This window comes from Streptomyces neyagawaensis (assembly GCF_023516595.1).
Taxonomy (GTDB): domain Bacteria; phylum Actinomycetota; class Actinomycetes; order Streptomycetales; family Streptomycetaceae; genus Streptomyces; species Streptomyces neyagawaensis.
This window is the reverse complement of sequence record NZ_JAMGBG010000026.1, coordinates 1-20,768: the sequence shown is the minus strand read 5'-3', so window position 1 is coordinate 20,768 and position 20,768 is coordinate 1. Positions and strand designations below refer to the sequence as shown.

The window sequence follows — 20,768 nt, the reverse complement described above, 5'->3', positions numbered from 1 at the left end:
CCCAGGCCCTCCTCCGCCTCGCCCGGCAGCGCATCAGCGTCCTGTTCGCCATGCTCCGCGACGGCACCTTCTACGAATCACGGCTCCCCGAAGCAGCCACCGCATGACCAGCCGGGCCTTGACGAAGGACATAGAGGCACCCCCCCGAGCGGCAGACACCAAACCCACCCCCCCCGCGAACAGCAAAGGGCCCCGGCGGCACAACGCCACCGGGGCCCTTCGGCTGAACCTAGCGGAGCGCCTCCGCGTCCTCGGCCGCGTCGCTGGCCTCCCCCTCGACCGCCACCTCGTCCCGGGACTCGCGGGGAGAGGGGATCTCGTTGGCGAGGCGGGATTCCATACGGACCCGGCGGTCGTCGGCCTTGGCGCATAGCGTCCGGACGGCCGCGCCGAACCGGACGATGGACGGCGGGTCCGACGGACCGAGCAGCTGCTCCTTCAGATCGGCGCGGGCCTTGGTGAAGTGGTCCTTCTCCGGGTTGCGCACCGCGTCCAGCAGCCCCGGCACCTCGCGCGCGTCCGGCGCGATCACGACACCCGCCGACACGGTCGGGAACGCCGCGCGGAACGCCGCCTCCGGCAGCCCGGACGTGTTGCCCACGGCGTACGGCTTCTCGCTGGACAGCCAGTCCGACACCACCGACGAGACATCGCTGATGAGCAGATCGGACGCGTTGAAGCAGGCGAAGATCGCCGGCCGGGCCTCGGTGATGACGAGGTGCTCCCACTCGGGGAACGACGCCCAGTACGCCTTTTCCCAGGCCAGCGTGGCCTCGGCGATGGCCGCCTCACGGTCACCGCTCGGCGTGCCCTGGAGCAGCATCCGCTCCATCTCGTCCGCGCTGGGCCGGAACGACGTCGACGTCAGCCTGTCCAGCTCGGTCGTGCGGCGCGCCAGCTCCTCGGCGGCGTCGGCACCCGGCCGGGCCCCCGACCGCTTCGTGTTGGCCTCGCGGATCATCGCCTTGATGCGCTCGTTCGCGGCACCCGCGCGCGGGTCGACCGAGCCGGTCATCGGGTGCGGCTTGTACAGCAGCCGGACCTTGTCGTCGGCGAGCAGCGCGCGGACGATGTTCTCACCGGCCAGGACCACCGAGGTGTTGCCGGGGTTGCCGTCCCAGCCCTCCCAGGTGGGGGCGTACAGGACGGTCGTGTACGTGCCGGTCGGCGGGCCCGCGTACGGGCGGATCGGGGCCAGCTGTGGGCGGCCCACCTCGACGATGTCCTTGTCCTCGACACCGACCTCGGCGAGTGCGTACCGCTCGCGCGCGGCGGGACCGGCGACCCACACCTCGTCGTACGCCTTCGCGTACGGGTTGCAGGAGGACAGCTTGTCGCTCTCGCCGTGGTTGATGAAGGCGTGCTTGATGGTGGGGATGCGCAGCACCTGGGAGGTCTTCGCGGCGTTCGCCGGGTGCAGCATCATCTTCAGGGTCGAGTTCTCCAGGGAGAACATCGTCGCGACCTTCGGGAAGCAGATGATCGGGACGTCGGTCGCGTCGATCTTCTGGACCATGAAGCGCTCACGCAGCACGATCAGCGGCTTGTCCAGCTGGGACAGCGTGGAGAGCCACATGTTCGCCTGGTACGCCGAGGTCGTGCCGCCGGAGAAGTACATGGCGACGGTCGGCTGGTAGCGCTCCAGCCACGCGTCCAGCCACTCCATGACCTGCTGCTCGCTCTTGGCCCGCTTCTTGGGCAGCAGCCAGGTCGCCAGGTACGCCGTGCCCCCGACGAGGAGGGTGAGGCCGAAGCCGAGGCCGAGACCGCCCCAGGTGGCGTCCTTCGTGGCCGCCGTGGTCAGCAGACCGGCGGTGATCGGCAGCGAGAAGGTCAGCAGGCGGTGGGCCTGGCGGCGGGCCAGGATGCGCGGCGGCGCGGCGGTCAGGCGCAGCGCGGAGGCGTCGATGTTGCGCGTGACGATCGGCAGCGTCCGGGTGCGGCGGACCAGCACGGAGACGCCCTGGCAGGCGAAGTGCACCGCGTAGAAGAGGCACAGGCCGACCAGCAGCGGTGCCTGTTCGCGCAGCGGGTCGATGCCGTCGATGCGCAGCAGGCCCACCAGGATCAGCATGTCGCGCAGCAGCTGGCGCACCAGCGCGTCGAAGCGGACCTTGCCCAGCAGCGCGAGGAGTCCGGGGTCCCGGTACTGCAGATACGTGTCCAGGACGAGGCCCGCCGCGCCGGCAGCGACGAACAGGGGAATGTTCGGCAGCAGCGCGGAGACGATCTGGACCGTGAAGAGCGCGAACATCGCGAACAGCGCGGACAGCTGCACGATGCGGCGGGGTACGAGGCCTGCGGAGGGCACGGGCGGGGCTCCTGCGGAGGATGCGACGGACGGAAGGGGGAATGAGAGTAGTGGGGGTGGCCCGCCGCGGTGCGCGCACCCCCGGGCGCCTTCCGACCCTGGAATGCCGCACGAGATGAGGAAGGCCGATCCTGACCGTATGACCTAGGGCGGTCGAGGAGCAATCTCCCGTGAGATCAGTCACCAGCAATCGGTCATATCGCCCTGAACCACGAGGTGTTTCTCACGTTCCGCCCCGCGGGGGCTCGGCGCCGGACCGGGTGGGCGCGTGCCGTCCGCCCCTCGAAATGAGGACGCGTCCGGCCCGGCAGCTCCCGTAGATTGCGCACTGCACACACCGGGCTGGTTCGGAACATTGGGGATACAGGTGTCAGCGGCAAGGCAGGGAGTGGCGGAAGCCCACCGGATCGTCGTCAAGGTGGGCTCCTCGTCACTGACGACGGCCTCCGGGGGCCTCGACGCGGACCGGGTGGACGCCCTCGTGGACGTCCTCGCCAAGGCCCGCAGCGGGGGAGAGAAGGAGATCGTCCTCGTCTCGTCCGGTGCCATCGCCGCCGGGCTCGCGCCGCTGGGCCTGCGCCGCCGCCCCAAGGACCTCGCCCGGCAGCAGGCCGCCGCCAGCGTCGGCCAGGGGCTCCTGGTGGCCCGCTACACGGCCTCCTGCGCCCGCTACGGCATCCGCGTCGGCCAGGTGCTCCTCACCTCCGACGACATGAGCCGCCGCTCCCACCACCGCAACGCCTCCCGCACCCTCGACAAGCTCCTCGCGATGGGCGCGCTGCCCGTCGTCAACGAGAACGACACCGTGGCCACGGACGAGATCCGCTTCGGTGACAACGACCGTCTCGCCGCCCTCGTCGCCCACCTCGTCCGCGCCGACCTGCTGGTCCTGCTCTCGGACGTCGACGGCGTGTACGACGGCGACCCCAGCCGTCCGGGCACCTCGCGGATAGCGGAGGTACGGGGTCCCGAGGACCTCGCGCACGTGGAGATCGGCAGCGCGGGCAAGGCCGGCGTCGGCACCGGCGGCATGGTCACCAAGGTCGAGGCGGCCGGGATCGCCACGGGCGCGGGCATCCCCGTGGTCCTGACCAGCGCCATCCACGCCGCGGACGCCCTCGCCGGCCGTGACACCGGCACCTACTTCCACCCCACCGGGAAGCGCTCCGCCGACCGGCTGCTGTGGCTCCAGCACGCGTCCACCCCGCAGGGCGCGCTCACCCTGGACGACGGCGCCGTGCGCGCGGTCGTCGAGCGCCGCAAGTCGCTGCTGCCGGCCGGCATCGCGGCCGTCGACGGGGACTTCAGCGCCGGGGACCCGGTCGAGCTGCGTGACGGCGCGGGTCGGGCCGTGGCCCGCGGGCTGGTCAACTTCGACGCCAAGGAGATCCCCCAGCTGATCGGCCGCTCGACCCGGGAACTGGCGCGCGAGCTGGGTCCCGCGTACGAACGAGAGGTCGTACACAGGGACGACCTGGTGCTCCTGCACCCCTGACCAGCCGCCCCGCGAAGGGTGCCGCAGCACGGCCCGCGCCGGTGTGCGTTCCGTAAAACCGCCCCATGGAGCCCCTGAGCCTGCTCAACTTTGTCCCAGGGGCATTCCGCACCACCCCATGCGAAGCCCGGATCGTTGCGAAGGAGGCCGTCGTGAGACGAGTGCGCCCCGGGGCCACGGCGTCCCGTGGTGGTGGTACCTCCCGTGCGGCAGGCGAGGAGCGGACGCTCACCAGCGTCACCTCCTCGGACGCGTACGAGGGCGGCGCCGAGGAGCCGCAGGACCTGCCCCGGCTGTGGCACGTCACGCTGAGCGTCTCCGGGCCCGAGGCCCCGCTGAAGGAGGTGCGGCGCGGCCTGGAACAGCTCGCCCACGACCACCCCTTCCTGCTGACCAGCCGCTACGCCAACGACCACGCCGAGATCCGCTACTGGGAGGAGGCCCGCGACCTCCACGACGCGGCCGCCGTCGCCCTGCGCCTGTGGGGCGAGCACCGCCGCACGGCCGGACTGCCGCCCTGGGAGATCGTCGGTCTGGAGGTCATCGACCGCCAGACCTACCACCTGCGCATCGCCGAGGGCTACGGCCCCCCACCGGCGGCCCGCGTCGGCGTCCACCCCTACTAGGGCGCGCCGCGCGGGGGTGCGTCCGGGGGTGTCTCGGCTTGTGGGACGGCGACTGGGGCCGTCTCCCGCGGCGCACTACCCTTCCCCTATGACCACGCTTTCGCCGTACGACTCCATGTCCCCGGTCACCCGGGCCGCCTATCGCGCCAAGGCCGCCGCCGCCGACCTCGCGCCGCTCCCGCGCGCCGACAAGGACGACGCGCTGCTCGCCATCGCCGACGCGCTGGAAGTCCGTACGAGTGAAATCGTCGAGGCCAACGCCAAGGACATCGAGCGCGCCCGCGAGGCCGGCACCAGCGAGTCGGTCATCGACCGGCTGACGCTCACCCCCGAGCGGATCCGCGCGATCGCCGCCGATGTGCGCGACGTCGCCGCGCTGCCCGACCCGGTCGGCGAGGTCGTCCGCGGCTCGACCCTGCCGAACGGCATCGACCTGCGCCAGGTCCGCGTCCCGCTCGGTGTCGTCGGCATCATCTACGAGGCCCGCCCCAACGTCACCGTCGACGCCGCCGCCCTCTGCCTGAAGTCGGGCAACGCGGTCCTGCTGCGCGGCTCGTCCTCCGCCTACGAGTCCAACACCGCCCTCGTCCGCGTCCTGCGCGACGCCGTCGGCGGCGCCGGACTGCCCGCCGACGCCATCCAGCTCGTCCCCGGCGAGAGCCGTGACTCCGTGCGCGAGCTGATGCGCGCCCGCGGCCTGGTCGACGTGCTCATCCCGCGCGGCGGCGCCTCCCTGATCCGCACGGTCGTCGAGGAGTCCACCGTCCCGGTGATCGAGACCGGCACCGGCAACTGCCATGTCTACGTCGACGCGAACGCCGACCTCGACACGGCGGTCGAGATCCTGATCAACTCCAAGGCCCAGCGGGTCAGCGTCTGCAACGCCGCCGAGACCCTCCTGGTCCACCAGGACATCGCGCCCGAGTTCCTGCCCCGCGCCCTCGACGCCCTCGCCGACGCCGGCGTCACCGTCCACGGCGACGAGCGGGTCCTCGCGTACGCCAAGGAGACCCGCGCCACGGTCGTCGAGGCCACCACGGAGGACTGGGAGACCGAGTACCTCTCGTACGACATCGCCGCCGCCGTCGTCGACTCGCTGGACCGGGCCGTGGAGCACATCCGGCTGTGGAGCTCCGGGCACACCGAGGCGATCGTGACGACCTCCCAGCAGGCCGCCCGCCGCTTCACCCAGTTGGTGGACTCCACGACCGTCGCCGTCAACGCCTCCACCCGCTTCACCGACGGCGGCCAGTTCGGCTTCGGCGCGGAGATCGGCATCTCCACCCAGAAGCTGCACGCCCGCGGTCCGATGGGCCTGCCCGAGATGACCAGCACCAAGTACATCGTCACGGGCGACGGGCACGTACGCCGCTGATATCCGGCCGACACCCGGCGCGCACGGCGCCCGGCGGGGCGTACGCGCCCCGTGGGGCGCCGGTCCGTTCCCGGGGAACGACCGGTGACCCGCTGAGCGGAACGGATGAATTTCCTTACCGTCTGCCCAAATTGACCACCCCGGTCTACTCTGGATCCGTGCCGGAGGACGTGGGGGGCACGCCGTTCCCTGACGGCTGGGAGCCCGACGACGACCACGACCGCGGAGGTATGGACGAAGAGTTCGCCTCCGTGGTCTTCGACGAGGACTTCGTACGGGCGGCCGTGGTCCATGAGCCGACCGCGGTCGAGCGGCTGCTCGCCGCCGCGGAGGCCCGTGCCGCAGCCCAGGAGGCCGAGGCCCGCCGGGCCCACTCCAGAGGCCCCCGCGGCGACGACTACGACGACGGCTTCGCCGACGGCCCGGACTTCGGCCACGACCCCGACCTCGACGATCTCGACGACCCCGAGATCCTGGAGGGCCGCTTCGGCTCCGACGGGCCCTACGGCAAGCAGACCCGCTGGCACCGCCCCGTCGCCTGGCTCCTCGCCCTGGTCATGGGCATCGGCATGGTCGCGCTGGCCTTCACCGCGGTCTACCGCGGTGCCTCCTCCAGCCGTGGCGACGAGGCCCCGCCCCCCGCCACCACCGGAGTCGAACAGGGCCCCTCGGCCGGTCCCTCGGCCTCCGCGGACTACTCCCAGTCGGCGGCCCCGGCGGCCCCGGCGGTCCCACGCCAACCCTGACAGCCGGTTCGACGAGACGTTCGAAAACCTGGTGAGAACCTGTCAGAAGTTGTCGCGCACCTCGGCGTTTATCGGAGCTCCGGCAGACCTACCCTGAAGGTATGGGCGGGCCTGGAGACCCACCTGAGGGGACACCCGAGGGCACCCCCGGCGGTGGAGGCGAGGACGAATACCGATCCGTCGTGTTCGACGAATCGTTCGTTCGCGCTGCCCGTCTCCAGGAGTTCTCCGCCCAGGAACGCCTCACCGACCACGCCCCCGCCGTCCGCCGCCGCCCGCCCGTGCGCCGCGGCTTCTCCCGGCAGGCACTGATCCTCGTCCTGCTGATCGCCGTCGCCTTCGGCACCGCCATCTACATGGGCGTCCGCCATCCGTACCAACCCCGGGCCACGACTCCCACCGAGCCGCTGCGGATGACGGTGATCCCGCTGGCCCCCCAGGCACCGGTCCCGGGCGCCGCCGACCCCGAAAAGCTGTACGAGAAAAGTCCCGCCGCCCACTTCCGCACCGGCGCCGACGGGATCACGATGCCGGCCACCCGCCGCACCGAGCACTTCTCCGACAGCCAGGTCGTGACCTCGCTGACCGTCGCCAAGGAGTACCTGGTCGCCTCCGCGCTCGACCCGCAGGTGCTCGCCGGCACCACCGTCGAGCCGGTACGACGGCTGCTCGACTCCGACCAGCTCGACCAGTTCGACCAGAGCTTCGACCACCCCACCGCCGACGGACGCCACGCGCCCACCGGCTGGCTGGTCCGCTTCGACCCCTCCCGCGCCCAGCTCGCCGACACCAGGATCCGCGTCCAGGGCACCCTCCAGGCGGCGGAGTTCGACTCCGGCACGCTGGAGGTCGTCGCCGCGCACACCTTCGTGTACGCGCTGCGCCCGGCGGGCCCCCGGGCAGGGGCCGAGGCGTCCCTGTTCACCGTGCGGCGCGAGCTGCACTTCCGCTTCGACCAGGACGACCTGCGCACCCGCCAGGCCGAGGTCGTCGTCTCCTACGTCCAGGCCGGACCGCTGGCCTGCGCCGACGACGCCACGAACCATCTGCGGCCGCTGCTCGCCGGCCAGCGGGACAAGGCCGGCGGCCCGGCCGGCACCGACCCGTACGCCACCGGCGACGCCCCCGCCCTGTGCGGCTCCCTGGCCCAGAGCACCCAGCCGAAGCTGTGACCACGAGGCCGACGGAGTGACCACGACGCAGAAGGGGTGACCACGACGAAGCGCCCGGCCCGGAGGGGAACCTCCGGGCCGGGCGCTCTCAGCGCACCGGCGGTGTCCGCCGCGTCACTCGTCGTCCGGGCGCCTGTCCTCGGCGGTGTCCGTGGTCGTACCGCCGCCCGACGCCGTGCCGCCGGCCGCCGAGCCGCCGCCGTTGGCGAAGCCGCTGAAGCCGCGCCGCACCCGGCCGCCGAGGTCGCCCGCGCCGCCCGCGATGTCCGTGACCAGCTTCATCAGCGGGTCCTTGGAGCTCTTCACATGGTTCGTGTAGTGCTCCGCCGACTCACGGAAGGAGTCGGTCACCGAGGTGTCCCTGTCCTCGCTGCGCCGCGGGTAGTGGCCGTCCATGATCCGCTGGAAGTCGCGGGACTCCGCCCACTTCTTCAGCTCGGCCGCGCGCACGGTGGTGAAGGGGTGCGAGCGGGGCAGCACATTGAGGATCTTCAGCACGGAGTCGCGCAGGTCGCCCCCGGCCTCGTACTCCTCGGCCTGCGCGAGGAACGCGTCGACGTTCATCTCGTGCAGATGGTTGCCGCCCGCGATCTTCATCAGACCGCGCATCGAGGCCTTCAGATCCTGGCCGACCAGCAGCCCGGCACGGTCGGCGGACAGCTCCGACTTGCGGAACCACTCACGCAGCGCGGTCACGATCGCCATGATCGCGAGGTTGCCGAGCGGGATCCAGGCGACCTTCAGCGCGAGGCTGGTCAGGAACAGCAGGATCGTGCGGTACACCGAGTGGCCGGAGAGGGCGTGGCCCACCTCGTGACCGATGACGGCCCGCATCTCCTCCTCGTCGAGCAGCTCGACGAGCCCGGTCGTCACGACGATGATCGGCTCGTCCAGGCCGATGCACATCGCGTTCGGCTGCGGGTCCTGGTTGACGTACATCGGCGGGACCTTCTCCAGGTCCAGGATGTAACAGGCGTCCCGCAGCATGTCGTTGAGGTGCGCGAACTGCTGGTCCGAGACCCGTACGGAGTCGGACAGGAACAGCAGCCTGAGGCTGCGTTCGGGCAGCAGACCGCTGAGTGCCTTGAACACCGTGTCGAAGCCGCTGAGCTTGCGCAGCGCCACCAGCGCCGAGCGGTCCGCGGGGTGTTCGTACGCCCGCGAGGAGATTCCCTCGAAGCGCCTGCGCTGCCTGCTCGGCACGTTCTCGTGCCCGTTCTGCTCGTGGCTGTCGTCCGGCATGTTTCCCCCATGCGTTTGATTGCCCATATTGCCCCCGAAGCGGAGACCAGCCTAGGCGGAGTTACCGTGGCAGGGCATCAACCGTAAGGAGCGATCTCATGGAGCATCTCCCCCACGTCACGGCGGCCCCCTGGTTCACCGAGGCCGCGGGCGCCGCCGCCAAGGAGCAGGGCGCGGGAAACCTGCTGCGTGTGGTGCTGATCGTGATGGTCCTGGGGTCGGTCCTGCTGGCCTGGTTCCTCCTGCGTGGATACAAGCGGGACGACTGACGGTACGGAGACGGAGCCCCGCCCGTTCATTCAGGGGCGGAGTCGGCGTGATCGCCGACGCGGCCCCCGCTTACGATGGGCCGAGTCTTTATCCCGATCCCACACGGATAGGTCCTGCCGACGATGAGCTTCCACAGCACCGCTGCCGACTTGGTCACTTTCGCCGCCGAGGGCGGCGGGGAGCACGGCGGCAACCACGAGAGCCTCAGCCCGTACCTGACCGGCGGCGGAGCCCTCTTCGCCCTGCTCCTGCTGCTGTGGATCACCACGCGCTTCAACCGGGACCGCTGATCCGCGCAAAAGGTCATTCGAACAGAGTGTGTCCGCCGGGCCGGTAGTGTCTCGACGCATGGGAGAGCAGGAACCGCCTACCGGTCCGGAGCCCGACACGGCGAACGACCAGGCGCACGAGACCACCGGCGGCCGGGCCGACAGCACCGGCTCGGCACCGGAAGACACCCCCTCGAACACGAAGCCGACGGGGCGCAGGCGCCTCGGCGTCATGGGCGGAACGTTCGACCCGATCCACCACGGGCACCTCGTCGCGGCCCAGGAGGTCGCCGCGCAGTTCGGTCTGGACGAGGTCGTGTTCGTACCGACCGGCCAGCCCTGGCAGAAGTCCCACCGCACGGTGTCGGCCGCCGAGGACCGGTACCTGATGACGGTCATCGCGACGGCCGAGAACCCCCAGTTCTCCGTCAGCCGCATCGACGTCGACCGCAAGGGCCCCACGTACACCATCGACACCCTGCGCGAGCTGCACGAACTCAACCCGGACACGGACCTCTTCTTCATCACGGGCGCCGACGCGCTCGGCCAGATCCTCACCTGGCGCGACGCCGAGGAACTGTTCTCCCTCGCGCACTTCATCGGGGTCACCCGTCCCGGCCACACTTTGGCCGACCCGGGCCTGCCCGCGGGCGGGGTCACGCTCGTTGAGGTTCCGGCGCTGGCCATCTCGTCCACGGACTGCCGTGCGAGGGTCGCGAAGGGCGACCCCGTCTGGTATCTGGTGCCGGACGGAGTGGTGCGCTACATCGACAAGCGGCAGCTGTACCGCGGCGAGTGAGCCGAGAGGGGCACCGGTGAACGACCGATACGACGCTGGCCACGGGGGCGACCAGCCGTACGAACTCGTCGGCTACGACGAGTTCGGACAGCCGGTGTACCGACAGGCGCCCACCCAGCAGGTGCCTCAGCAACAGACGTACGACCCCTACGGGCAGCAGCAGGACTACGGCCAGGGCTACGCCCAGAACTACGGACAGGGTGGGTACGGCCAGGGCTACGGGTACGACCCGTACGCGACCGGCCAGGTCCAGCAGCAGCCCAGCCAGGGCTACGGCACCGCCTACGACACGGGCCAGCAGGCACCGGCACCCGCGTACGACCCCTACGACCCGTACGGGCAGACCGCGGTCACCGACCATCAGGCCCCGGTCACCGAGCAGACCGCCCACATCCCGCAGCAGACGGGCCCGCAGGAGACCACCGAGGACGGCGGTCCCGAGGCCGGAGCGGAGGCCGGCGACCCGGAGTACCGCACCGAGCAGTTCGCCTTCGTCGACCAGCCCGACGGCGACTCCGAGGACGTCATCGACTGGCTGAACTTCACCGAGAACCGCACCGAGCGCCGTGAGGAGGCCAAGCGGCGCGCCAAGAGCCGCATGATCGCCCTCGTGGTCGTGCTGGCGCTGGTCGCGGTCGGCGGCGTCGGCTATCTGTGGTTCGCGGGCGTGCTGCCCGGCTCCTCCGCCGACCAGAAGACCGGCACGACGACCGCCGCGGGCGCCCAGAAGCGCGACGTCATCGCCGTCCACCTGCACGACACCAAGAAGGGCGGCACCTCCACGGCGCTGCTCGTCGACAACGCCACCACCAAGCGGGGCGCGACCGTCCTGCTGCCCAACTCCCTCGCCCTGACCGGCGACGACGGCACCACGACCACCCTCGCCAAGTCCGTCGAGGACGACGGCTCCGCCGGTACCCGCGAGGAACTCGACACCGTCCTCGGCACCGACATCGAGGGCACCTGGCGCCTGGACACCCCCTTCCTGAGCAACCTCGTCGAACTCGTCGGCAACATCGACCTCGACACCAACACCTCGGTACCGGACCCGCAGGCGAAGAAGAAGGGCGAGGCGCCCCTCGTCACCAAGGGCGAGAACCAGACGCTCAGCGGCAAGATGGCCGTCGCGTACGCCACCTACCGGGCCTCCGGCGAGTCGCAGGACGCCCAGCTGAAGCGGTTCGGGCAGGTCATGCAGGGCGTGCTGCGCAAGTTGTCCTCCGACGCCCAGGCGGCCACGGTCACCGTGCAGACCCTCGGCCAGATCCTCGACCCGTCGCTCGGCGAGAAGGACCTCGGCGCGTTCCTCGCCAAGCTCGCCGACCGCGCCAAGGGCGGCGACTACACGTCCGAGCTGCTCCCCGTCCAGCAGGACGGCACCCTCAGCGCCGAGGCCTCCGACGGCGTGGTCAAGAAGCTGCTCGGCGGCACCGCCAGGAGCCCCGAGGCCGGGGACACCGTCCGGGTCGGCATCCGCAACGCCACCGGCGACAAGGACGCCACCGAACAGGCCCGCGTGGTCCTGCTCAACGGCGGCTACACCTTCCTCGACGCCGGCACCGTCGGCACCGCCGAGACCACCTCCCGGGTGCTCTACTCCGACGCGGCCCGCAAGCGGGACGCCGTCGAGGTCGCCAAGACCCTCGGCCTCCCCGCGAGCGCCGTCAAGAAGGGCGAGACCACGTCCAACGCCGACGTCACCGTAGTCCTCGGACAGAACTACGAGACGACGGACCCGACGGGCACGAGCGGCACGGGCACGACGGGCACCACCGGCGCGGGTACCACGGGTACGACCGGCACCACGGGCGCCACGAGTACTACGGGGACGACCGGGACCACCGGCTGACCGTCACCCCCTCGGAACGACAGCGATCGCGATCAGGCCCCGGAGCCGCGCCTCGACGGCGGCGCCCCGGGGCCTGATCGCTTAACCCGTGGGGCTGTGTCCATGGTCCGTGAGACCCTTGTGGTAGCCCGTGAGGGTTCCTGACCGCCTACGGAAAGCCATGTAGTGACCGCCACCGACCGCTCCCTCGAGCTCATCCACACCGCCGCACAGGCGGCCGCCGACAAGCTCGCGCACGACATCATCGCGTACGACGTCAGCGATGTGCTCTCCATCACGGACGCCTTCCTGCTCGCCTCCGCGCCCAACGACCGCCAGGTCAAGTCGATCGTCGACGAGATCGAGGAGCGGCTGAACAAGGAGCTCGGCGCCAAGCCGGTCCGCCGTGAGGGCGACCGCGAGGCCCGCTGGGTGCTGCTGGACTACGTCGACATCGTCGTACACGTCCAGCACAGCGAGGAGCGCGTCTTCTACGCCCTGGAGCGGCTCTGGAAGGACTGCCCCGAGCTGGAGCTGCCCGCCGACGCGCAGGCCACCAAGGGCAAGGCCGCGGAGCACGCGAAGCTCCAGGCCGCCGAGGAGGCCGCCGAGCTGGGCGGGGAGCTGCGATGACCCCGGGGGCCGAGCAGGCCGACCGCAAGGGCCGCGGGCGCCGGATCATCCTGTGGCGGCACGGCCAGACCTCGTGGAACGTGGAGCGCCGCTTCCAGGGCACCACCGACGTCGAGCTCACCGAGACCGGCCTCGGCCAGGCCCGCCGCGCCGCCCGGCTGCTCGCCTCCCTCAAGCCCGACGCGATCATCGCCTCCGACCTTCAGCGCGCCGCGCGGACGGCCGCCGAGCTGGCCGCGCTCACCGGCCTGGAGGTCACGCACGACGAGGGCCTGCGGGAGACGTACGCGGGCGTGTGGCAGGGCCTCACGCACGACGAGATCATCGCCCGGTACGGCGAGGAGTACGGCGCGTGGAAGCGCGGCGAGGCGGTCCGCCGCGGCGGCGGTGAACTGGAGACCGAGGTCGCCGACCGTGCCGCCCCCGTGGTGCTCCGGCACGCCGACAAGCTCCCGGAGAACGGCACCCTCGTGGTCACCAGCCACGGCGGCACCATCCGCACCACCATCGGGCGCCTGCTCGGCCTGGAGCCGCGCCACTGGGAGAGCCTCGGCGGCCTCTCCAACTGCTGCTGGTCCGTCCTCGGCGAGGGCGCCCGCGGCTGGCGTCTGCTGGAGCACAACGCCGGCACCCTCCCGGAGCCGGTGCTCGGCGACGACGACTGAGCGGCCGCGCGGGGCCCCGGCGGCGGGGCCGCGGCCCGGATTTCACTTTCCGGCAGGTCGCAGGCTAAAGTTCTTCTTGTTCGCCCCGCCGAGCGGGGCGAAACACCATACGGCTTCGGCCGCATGGGGCAAGGGGCTATAGCTCAGTTGGTAGAGCGCCTGCATGGCATGCAGGAGGTCAGGAGTTCAATTCTCCTTAGCTCCACAGATCGGACAGAAGATCCCGTTCCCGGCAGGGGGCGGGATTTTTCGTGTGAGATCCGTGACCTCCTTGAGTGCGGGGCGCCCCACGGGCGTATACCTCTGCGGACGACCTTCTTTCCTGCCGCGTGTCCGGACTGGTACGAAGGCGTCGCTGACCGTATTGGTCCGGCCGTGGCAGAATCAAACGGCCGGAAGGGGGCGCGGCCCGACGGGAGGGAGAAGCGATGCCTGCGAGCATCCGCGGGAAGGTCCACGACCTTCCCGCCGCTGTGATGATGCGGAGCAAGACCACCCTCCTGTGCCCTTCCTGCGGCTCGCTCCACGTTGCCCAAGTACTCGGTGACAACGGAGGTATTTCCTACGTGTGCACGGCCTGCGGCCACAGCTGGAGCTGATCGATGGGCGCACACAGGAGGAAATGCGACTGGTGCGGCAGCGGCACCCCGATCGTCCGCGACATGGAACCCGTCAACGCCGACTACCAGTACTGGTGCGAGGAATGCGCCCGGGCGCTGATCATAAAAGGCGACCCCATCGAGACGTACCGCGAGCTCGAGGGCGAGCCGATCTACGGCCGGCTCCTCGAGGAGCACTGCACGCTCAAGCGCTTCTACTCGTTCGTGACCGCCTGACGGGCCGGGTGCCAACTCGACGCCTCAACAACGGGCGTAATGCGCTGAAATCGCCCATAAGGTGCGCCGGTCGGAAAGGATTTGGTGGTCGGCGCGGGGACCGGTAAAGTTGGCGATGTCGCCGGGGGAACCCGGCGGAAACAGCAAGGGGCTATAGCTCAGTTGGTAGAGCGCCTGCATGGCATGCAGGAGGTCAGGAGTTCAATTCTCCTTAGCTCCACAGACAAGACCCCGTCCAAGTGGACGGGGTCTTCGCGTTGTTGACGATGTTTCGGAGTGCCGGCCGCCGGCCGTACGGCGGGGCCTGAGAGCGCCTGTGACGGCGCCCAGGAGGACGGAAAAGGGCGGGCCACCCCGTACCGGGGTGGCCCGCCCTCGCGTCGCTTCAGCGGGGTCTCAGCGGCCGCTGCCCAGAGCCCGGCGGCCGCGGCCCTGGGAGAGGACCGGGAGGTTGCGGGACGGGGCGTTGCCCCGGGTGTCCTCCTCGATGCGCAGGGCCAGCGCCGGGCAGCGCCGCACCGCGCGCAGCGCCTTCGCCTCGGCGTACTGCGGGACCTTCGCCTGGGCGACCGTGGGGAAGCCGTCGGCGCCCAGCTGGAAGACCTCCGGGAGGATGTCGGCGCACAGGCCGTGGCCCCGGCACAGCGTCCAGTCGACGAAGATCTTCTGGCGGCTCGCGCCGGAATCCTCCTGGCTCGCGCCGCCCGGGAGGCCCGTCGGTCCCCTGCCGCCCTCGAACAGCGGCAGGACACCTTCCACGGGCCGCCCGCAGCCGTTGCCGAGGACATGGGCGGCGAGGTCGTCGGTGAAGGCCTTGATGGTCGACTCCAGGAACATCGCGGAGCCGTCGGGGTGCGAGCACGCCCCGCGCCGCTTGACGTTCTTGGCGACCTGCTTGAGGGCCTCCAGGGCGGCCGGTCCGCCGCCGTTGAGGATGTCCTCCATGCCGCGCGCGGCGGCCGGCAGACCGAGGTAGCAGGGACCGCACTGCCCCGCGCTCTCCTCGGCGAGCCACTTGGCGACCTGGAGCGACTCGCCGAGCGGGCAGGTGTCCTGGCTGATCGGCAGGATCGCGCCCGCGCCGAGCGCACCGCCCACCGCGTCCAGGGAGTTGCGGGAGACGACCGCCTCGTTGACCGTCGCCGCGTCGATCCACTTGCCGTGGTAGCCGCCCGTCAGCACACCCTGCGGGACCGGCGGCGCGCCGGCGAGCTGCAGGATGTAGCGCAGCGGCACGCCGGTCGGTGCCTCGATCACCATGGGCCGGGCGACCGCGCCGGAGACGGTGAGCATGACGGTGCCCGGCTCGTCGTACAGGCCGGTGTTGGCGTACCGCTCGGCGCCGATGCGGGCGCCGATGGCGAGCTGGGCGAAGGTCTCGGCGTTCGAGAGCAGGGTCGGCGCGCCTCCGACACCGCTCTTGGACGCGCTGGTCTTGCGGCCGGGCGGGATCGCCGGGCCCCCGTCGATGGAACGGATCAGCGAGGCGGCCGCGCCCGTGACCATGCGGACCGGGTTGCGCTGCACGCTCGCGCGGATGGCCGCGCCGCGCCGGTTGCCGAGGCCGCGCTCGGCGAGGGCGGCCTCCATCGACCGCTGGGTGGATTCACGTGTCACCCCGACGACCAGCTGGCGGGCGCCCAGGGCCTCCGCGACCAGCAGGGCGCCGTCCAGGATGAGATGCGGGGCACGGTTGATCAGCACCGTGTCCTTGCGGCAGGCGGGTTCGTCCTCACTGCCGTTGACGACCACGACCGGCCGGATGCCGCGCTTGATCGCCGACTCGGCGACCGAGCGCAGCTTCTTGTGGAACGGGAAGCCCGCGCCACCCCTGCCCTTCAGATTGATCCGCTCGGAGAGCTGGGCCAACTGCTCCCCGCCCATGGGTTCGAGCGGACCGTGCACCTTCAGGTGCATGGGGAGATCGAGTCTCTCGACGAGGTCGAAGCCCGAGGTGAGCTGGGGGAGACCCACCACACGGACTTCGGGGACGTCGGGAAGGGCCTCGTTCACTTAAAGCCTCCGGAAGGCGCGTTCCAGGGTTCGCCTGAGCCCGGCTGGTCGTATCCGGGCAGCGTTTCAGTGGCGGGACCGCTGTTGTACGTGTCGTTCGGGTTGTACGTGCCGTAGGGGGCGTTCGTCTCAGCGGTTCCGTAAGAACTTTCCGGAACCCCCGTGGGGTACGCCTCACCCTGGTACGTCTGGCCCGGGTACGCCTGTCCGCCGAGGGTCTGTCCGCCCAGGGGCTGCCCGGCGAAGGTGTCCTGCATCGGGTCGTACGACGACGGGGGCGCCTCGCCGACCGGCGGCGGGGACGGGGACGGCCAGCGTGTGCCCGTGGCCGGACCGTCGTCCAGACGGGGCATGGCCTGCGTGGGCTGCATGTCCAGCGGGGGCTGCTGCTGGGTCAGGTAGGGCGCCGTCGGCTCCGGGGAGCGCGGTGTCATCGACACGGCGCGGTAGGCCGCCGCGAAACCGGGGCCGTCGGCCGACGCGCCCGTGCGGGGCGGGGGGACGAGGCTGTCGCCCAGCGCGGGGCCCGGGGCCTGGCCGCCGCCGAAGCCCGGCAGGGGGAACTGCCCGGTGTCCCGCTGCGACTGTCCGGCCTCCCGCTGTCGGGACTCGCGCGGTCCGTCCTCGCGGCGCCCGCCCGGGTCCTGACGGGCGGCCCGGGACTTCACGAGTTCCTCGACCTCGGGGGGACGCTGGCCGTCGGTGCCCAGGACGGCCGTGATGCGCTCGATGAACTGCCGCTTCACCGAACGGGGGGCCGCCCGCAGCAGCAGCGCCGCGGCCACCGCGACCAGGCCCAGCGAGTAGAGGGTGACGAAGATCGGCTTGGCTTCGCGACCCGCGTAGAGTCCGTGCACGAGCGCGAAACACCAGGCCGCGTAGGCCAGCATGTGCATCGCCCGCCAGCGCGCTGCGGTCTCCGCCGGGGAGGCGAAGTTGCTGCGCAGTGCGCCGGTGATGGCGACGAAGATCATCAGGGATGCGGCGGTCGCGCCGAAGCCGATGAGCGCGCCCGTACCCGTCACGCCGAGGGCGAAGGGGAACAGGGCGATCGCGGAGACGTGGTCCAGCGCCAGCTTGACGGTGACGTGGAGGACGAGGAACGCGACCGACGCGATGGCGGTCGTCCGGTGGACGGCCTGGCCGATGATCCGCTGGCGCACGCTGAGCAGGGTGCGGTCCTGGGCGACGAGTCCCCAGAGCACCGACAGGGTCAGCGACACCAGCGAGAGGACGCCGGCGCCGAAGTCGAGGAACTCGCGGTACGCGTCACCTCCGACCAGCACACTTACGGGTATCAGCAGCAGAGCGGCAGCGGTCGCGATCCCGTAGGCCGAACGGCCGGTCTGGGGCAGCGTGCTGTTACTGCGACGAGGGTTCATGGGGGCAACTCCGAACAGTTCGGGAAAGCGGTCCCGTCGTCGAACTGTAAGTGGTGCCAAACCGAGCAGTAGGTGGTTTGAGTTATTGCGCTGTTATCAAGGGCCAATCTCACATCGGTGATGTCCCTTAGTGGTTGTTACGCGAAGTAAGATTTGAACTTTGTTCAACTTTTTTGGCCGGATCCGGTGGCTGACACACCGCTGGTCCCGCCCTGTGACGGCCGGAACCTCGTCGCGACGGCTGTGGGCCCTGGGGTACCCTGAGCCCATGCGTGCCGTACGCCTTCTGCTTAGCGAGCCGCGCTGATCAGTCCCGACCGCCGATGAACGGCGTGGTCGGAATCGGCGCGGCGTCCCCTCCTGTGCGAGGGGATTTTTCGTTTCCGGACGACACCTACCGCTGGCAGAGACGATCGATGGAGCTTTGAGGATCATGAGCGAGACGAACCCCGCTGCCGCAGGAGCGTCGGTGGATACCGCGCCGCACCGCTACACGGCCGCCGTCGCGGCCGAGATCGAGGCACGCTGGCAGGACTTCTGGGACGCCGAGGGCACCTACGCGGCACCGAACCCCAAGGGCGACCTGGCGGGCGACCCGGAGCTGGCCGCCCGTCCCAAGAAGTTCATCATGGACATGTTCCCGTACCCCTCCGGTGCGGGCCTGCACGTCGGTCACCCGCTGGGGTACATCGCCACCGACGTCTTCGCCCGCTACCAGCGGATGACCGGCCACAACGTCCTGCACACCCTGGGCTTCGACGCCTTCGGCCTGCCCGCCGAGCAGCACGCCGTGGCCACCGGCGAGCACCCCCGGGTCACCACCGAGGCCGCCATCAGCAACATGAAGTCCCAGCTGCGCCGGCTGGGCCTGGGCCACGACAAGCGCCGGTCGTTCGCCACGATCGACCCGGACTACTACAAGTGGACCCAGTGGATCTTCCTGCAGATCTTCAACTCCTGGTACGACGACGAGGCGAGGAAGGCCCGCCCCATCGCCGAACTGGTCGCCCAGTTCGAGTCGGGTGAGCGCGCGGTGCCCGGCGGGCGCTCCTGGAACGCGCTGAGCGCCGTCGAACGCGCCGACGTCCTGGGCGAGTACCGCCTGGCCTACGCCTCCGACGCGCCCGTCAACTGGTGTCCCGGCCTGGGCACCGTCCTGGCCAACGAGGAGGTCACCGCCGACGGTCGCTCCGAGCGCGGCAACTTCCCCGTCTTCAAGGCCAAGCTGCGCCAGTGGAACATGCGGATCACGGCGTACGCCGACCGTCTGCTGGAGGACCTGGAGGAGCTGGACTGGCCCGAGGCCATCAAGCTGCAGCAGCGCAACTGGATCGGCCGCTCCGAGGGCGCCCGCGTCGACTTCCCGATCGACGGCGAGCACATCACCGTCTTCACGACGCGCCCCGACACGCTGTTCGGCGCGAGCTACATGGTGCTGGCCCCCGAGCACCCGCTGGTCGACAAGTTCACCCCGGCCGCCTGGCCCGAGGGCACCCACGACGTGTGGACCGGCGGTCACGCCACCCCCGCCGAGGCCGTCTCCGCCTACCGCGCCCAGGCCGCCTCGAAGTCCGACGTCGAGCGGCAGGCCGAGGCCAAGGACAAGACCGGCGTCTTCACCGGCTCCTACGCCACCAACCCCGTCAACGGCGAGAAGATCCCCGTCTTCATCGCCGACTACGTCCTGATGGGCTACGGCACCGGCGCCATCATGGCCGTCCCGGCGCACGACGTGCGCGACTTCGCGTTCGCGCGCGCCTTCGAGCTGCCGATCATCTGCGTCGTCGAACCGACGGACGACCGGGGCACGGACACGTCGGCGTGGGACGACGCCTTCGTCTCGTACGACGCGAAGATCGTCAACTCCACCGGTGAGGGCGTCTCCCTGGACGGCCTGGGCGTCGTCGAGGCCAAGGCGCGCGTCACCGAGTGGCTGGAGCGGTCCGGCATCGGCGAGGGCACCGTCAACTTCCGCCTGCGCGACTGGCTGTTCAGCCGCCAGCGCTACTGGGGCGAGCCCTTCCCGATCGTCTACGACGAGGACGGCGTCGCCCACGCCCTGCCCGAGTCGATGCTGCCGCTGGAGCTGCCCGAGGTCGAGGACTACTCGCCCCGCACCTTCGACCCGGACGACGCCGACACCCAGCCCGAGACTCCGCTGTCGCGGAACGAGGAGTGGGTCGACGTCACGCTGGACCTGGGCGACGGGCCGAAGAAGTACCGGCGCGAGACCAACACCATGCCCAACTGGGCCGGTTCCTGCTGGTACGAGCTGCGCTACCTGGACCCGCACAACGACCGGCAGCTGGTCGACCCCGAGATCGAGCGCTACTGGATGGGCCCTGGCGAGGGCCGGCCGCACGGCGGGGTCGACCTGTACGTCGGCGGCGCCGAGCACGCCGTGCTGCACCTGCTGTACGCGCGCTTCTGGTCCAAGGTCCTGTACGACCTGGGGTACGTCTCGTCCGCCGAGCCGTTCCACAAGCTGTTCAACCAGGGCATGATCCAGGCGTTCGTCTACCGCGACAGCCGTGGCTTCGCGGTGCCCGCCGCCGAGGTGGAGGAGCGCGACGGCGCGTTCTACTACCAGGGCGAGCAGGTCAGCCGGCTGCTGGGCAAGATGGGCAAGTCCCTGAAGAACGCGGTCACCCCGGAGTCCATCTGCGAGGAGTACGGCGCCGACACCCTGCGTCTGTACGAGATGGCGATGGGTCCGCTGGACGTCTCCCGGCCGTGGGACACGCGCGCGGTGGTGGGCCAGTTCCGGCTGCTGCAGCGGCTGTGGCGCAACATCGTCGACGAGGCGACCGGTGAGGTCACGGTCGTCGACGCCGAGCCCGGCGAGGACACCCTGCGGGCGCTGCACAAGGCGATCGACGGGGTGCGCCAGGACCTGGAGGGCCTGCGCTTCAACACGGCGATCGCCAAGGTCACCGAGCTGAACAACCATCTGACGAAGACGGGCGGTCCGGTCTCGCGGTCCGTCGCCGAGGCCCTGGTCCTGCTGGTCGCGCCGCTGGCCCCGCACATCGCCGAGGAGCTGTGGCGCAAGCTGGGCCACAGCGACAGCGTCGTCCACCAGGACTTCCCGGTCGCCGACCCGGCG

At 70.8% G+C, this 20,768-nt stretch carries 17 protein-coding genes and 2 tRNA genes; 15 read left to right on the top strand and 4 right to left on the bottom strand.

Going from position 1 to position 20,768, the window contains the following annotated elements; translation table 11 throughout:
* Positions 1–229: 229 nt before the first annotated feature.
* A complete protein-coding gene (locus tag M8J73_RS13885) occupies positions 230–2,311 on the bottom strand; it encodes a CDP-glycerol glycerophosphotransferase family protein (RefSeq protein ID WP_055540598.1) in 2,082 nt (693 codons plus the stop codon).
* Positions 2,312–2,699: 388 nt separating this feature from the next.
* Here M8J73_RS13885 and proB point away from each other — a divergent pair, with 388 nt between their 5' ends.
* The 5 genes from proB (at position 2,700) to M8J73_RS13860 (ending at position 7,725) form a co-directional block, all read left to right on the top strand.
* Positions 2,700–3,806, top strand: a complete 1,107-nt coding sequence (proB, locus tag M8J73_RS13880) for a glutamate 5-kinase (protein WP_055540599.1) — start codon at positions 2,700–2,702, stop codon at positions 3,804–3,806.
* Positions 3,807–3,967: 161 nt separating this feature from the next.
* Entirely contained in the window at positions 3,968–4,432 is a 465-nt protein-coding gene (locus tag M8J73_RS13875; RefSeq protein WP_055517653.1) for a DUF8830 family protein, read from the top strand.
* Positions 4,433–4,520: 88 nt separating this feature from the next.
* Positions 4,521–5,807, top strand: coding sequence for a glutamate-5-semialdehyde dehydrogenase (locus tag M8J73_RS13870; protein WP_055540600.1), 1,287 nt, complete (start codon positions 4,521–4,523; stop codon positions 5,805–5,807).
* Between the two features lie 158 nt (positions 5,808–5,965).
* The gene (locus tag M8J73_RS13865) at positions 5,966–6,553 is read left to right on the top strand and encodes an SCO2584 family spore wall biosynthesis protein (protein WP_055540611.1); all 588 of its coding nucleotides are present in this window, start codon (positions 5,966–5,968) and stop codon (positions 6,551–6,553) included.
* A 101-nt stretch (positions 6,554–6,654) separates the two neighbouring features.
* The gene (locus tag M8J73_RS13860; protein ID WP_055540601.1) at positions 6,655–7,725 is read left to right on the top strand and encodes an SCO2583 family membrane protein; all 1,071 of its coding nucleotides are present in this window, start codon (positions 6,655–6,657) and stop codon (positions 7,723–7,725) included.
* 114 nt (positions 7,726–7,839) lie between these two features.
* Here the strand turns inward: M8J73_RS13860 and M8J73_RS13855 are convergent, their stop codons facing one another.
* Positions 7,840–8,967: a M48 family metallopeptidase gene (locus M8J73_RS13855; protein ID WP_055540602.1), complete on the bottom strand. Its 1,128-nt coding sequence runs from the start codon at positions 8,965–8,967 to the stop codon at positions 7,840–7,842.
* 98 nt (positions 8,968–9,065) lie between these two features.
* On the opposite strand from M8J73_RS13855, the gene M8J73_RS13850 reads away from it, so the two are divergent.
* The 9 genes from M8J73_RS13850 to M8J73_RS13810 all read left to right on the top strand — a co-directional run bounded on the left by M8J73_RS13850 (position 9,066) and on the right by M8J73_RS13810 (position 14,487).
* Positions 9,066–9,236 (top strand): hypothetical protein, encoded by a 171-nt coding sequence (locus tag M8J73_RS13850; RefSeq protein ID WP_169797882.1) that lies wholly within the window; start codon positions 9,066–9,068, stop codon positions 9,234–9,236.
* Positions 9,237–9,359: 123 nt separating this feature from the next.
* Positions 9,360–9,527, top strand: a complete 168-nt coding sequence (locus tag M8J73_RS13845; protein WP_099964502.1) for a hypothetical protein — start codon at positions 9,360–9,362, stop codon at positions 9,525–9,527.
* 58 nt (positions 9,528–9,585) lie between these two features.
* Positions 9,586–10,305, top strand: coding sequence for a nicotinate-nucleotide adenylyltransferase (gene nadD / locus M8J73_RS13840; protein WP_055540603.1), 720 nt, complete (start codon positions 9,586–9,588; stop codon positions 10,303–10,305).
* A 16-nt stretch (positions 10,306–10,321) separates the two neighbouring features.
* Positions 10,322–12,154 carry an LCP family protein gene (locus tag M8J73_RS13835; RefSeq protein ID WP_055540604.1) on the top strand — a complete coding sequence of 611 codons (1,833 nt, stop codon included), beginning with the start codon at positions 10,322–10,324 and terminating at the stop codon, positions 12,152–12,154.
* 165 nt (positions 12,155–12,319) lie between these two features.
* Positions 12,320–12,766: a ribosome silencing factor gene (gene rsfS, locus M8J73_RS13830; RefSeq protein ID WP_055540605.1), complete on the top strand. Its 447-nt coding sequence runs from the start codon at positions 12,320–12,322 to the stop codon at positions 12,764–12,766.
* Positions 12,763–13,431 (top strand): histidine phosphatase family protein, encoded by a 669-nt coding sequence (locus M8J73_RS13825; protein WP_055540606.1) that lies wholly within the window; start codon positions 12,763–12,765, stop codon positions 13,429–13,431. Before rsfS ends, M8J73_RS13825 begins: the two co-directional genes overlap by 4 nt.
* 132 nt (positions 13,432–13,563) lie before the next feature.
* Positions 13,564–13,636, top strand: a tRNA-Ala gene (locus M8J73_RS13820).
* Positions 13,637–14,033: 397 nt separating this feature from the next.
* On the top strand, positions 14,034–14,267 hold the full coding sequence (locus tag M8J73_RS13815) for a hypothetical protein (RefSeq protein WP_005479297.1): 234 nt from the start codon (positions 14,034–14,036) through the stop codon (positions 14,265–14,267).
* 147 nt (positions 14,268–14,414) lie between these two features.
* Positions 14,415–14,487: transfer RNA gene (locus tag M8J73_RS13810), tRNA-Ala, on the top strand.
* 176 nt (positions 14,488–14,663) lie between these two features.
* On the opposite strand, the gene M8J73_RS13805 is transcribed toward M8J73_RS13810, so the two are convergent.
* Both M8J73_RS13805 and M8J73_RS13800 read right to left on the bottom strand, forming a co-directional pair.
* Positions 14,664–16,280: an NADH-quinone oxidoreductase subunit NuoF family protein gene (locus tag M8J73_RS13805; protein ID WP_055540607.1), complete on the bottom strand. Its 1,617-nt coding sequence runs from the start codon at positions 16,278–16,280 to the stop codon at positions 14,664–14,666.
* Entirely contained in the window at positions 16,277–17,662 is a 1,386-nt protein-coding gene (locus M8J73_RS13800; RefSeq protein WP_240501537.1) for a ferric reductase-like transmembrane domain-containing protein, read from the bottom strand. The genes M8J73_RS13805 and M8J73_RS13800 overlap by 4 nt, the downstream gene beginning before the upstream one ends.
* Positions 17,663–18,095: 433 nt before the next feature.
* Here M8J73_RS13800 and leuS point away from each other — a divergent pair.
* The coding region (gene leuS / locus M8J73_RS13795) for a leucine--tRNA ligase (RefSeq protein ID WP_249828673.1) at positions 18,096–20,768 on the top strand (2,673 nt) is incomplete at its 3' end.

Coding starts and splice junctions, on each gene's coding strand:
- M8J73_RS13870 (WP_055540600.1), top strand. CDS start 4,521: ATGACCACGCTTTCGCCGTACGACTCCATGTCCCCGGTCACCCGGGCC.
- M8J73_RS13860 (WP_055540601.1), top strand. CDS start 6,655: ATGGGCGGGCCTGGAGACCCACCTGAGGGGACACCCGAGGGCACCCCC.
- M8J73_RS13855 (WP_055540602.1), bottom strand. CDS start 8,967: ATGCCGGACGACAGCCACGAGCAGAACGGGCACGAGAACGTGCCGAGC.
- M8J73_RS13850 (WP_169797882.1), top strand. CDS start 9,066: ATGGAGCATCTCCCCCACGTCACGGCGGCCCCCTGGTTCACCGAGGCC.
- M8J73_RS13845 (WP_099964502.1), top strand. CDS start 9,360: ATGAGCTTCCACAGCACCGCTGCCGACTTGGTCACTTTCGCCGCCGAG.
- nadD (WP_055540603.1), top strand. CDS start 9,586: ATGGGAGAGCAGGAACCGCCTACCGGTCCGGAGCCCGACACGGCGAAC.
- M8J73_RS13825 (WP_055540606.1), top strand. CDS start 12,763: ATGACCCCGGGGGCCGAGCAGGCCGACCGCAAGGGCCGCGGGCGCCGG.
- M8J73_RS13815 (WP_005479297.1), top strand. CDS start 14,034: ATGGGCGCACACAGGAGGAAATGCGACTGGTGCGGCAGCGGCACCCCG.
- M8J73_RS13800 (WP_240501537.1), bottom strand. CDS start 17,662: ATGAACCCTCGTCGCAGTAACAGCACGCTGCCCCAGACCGGCCGTTCG.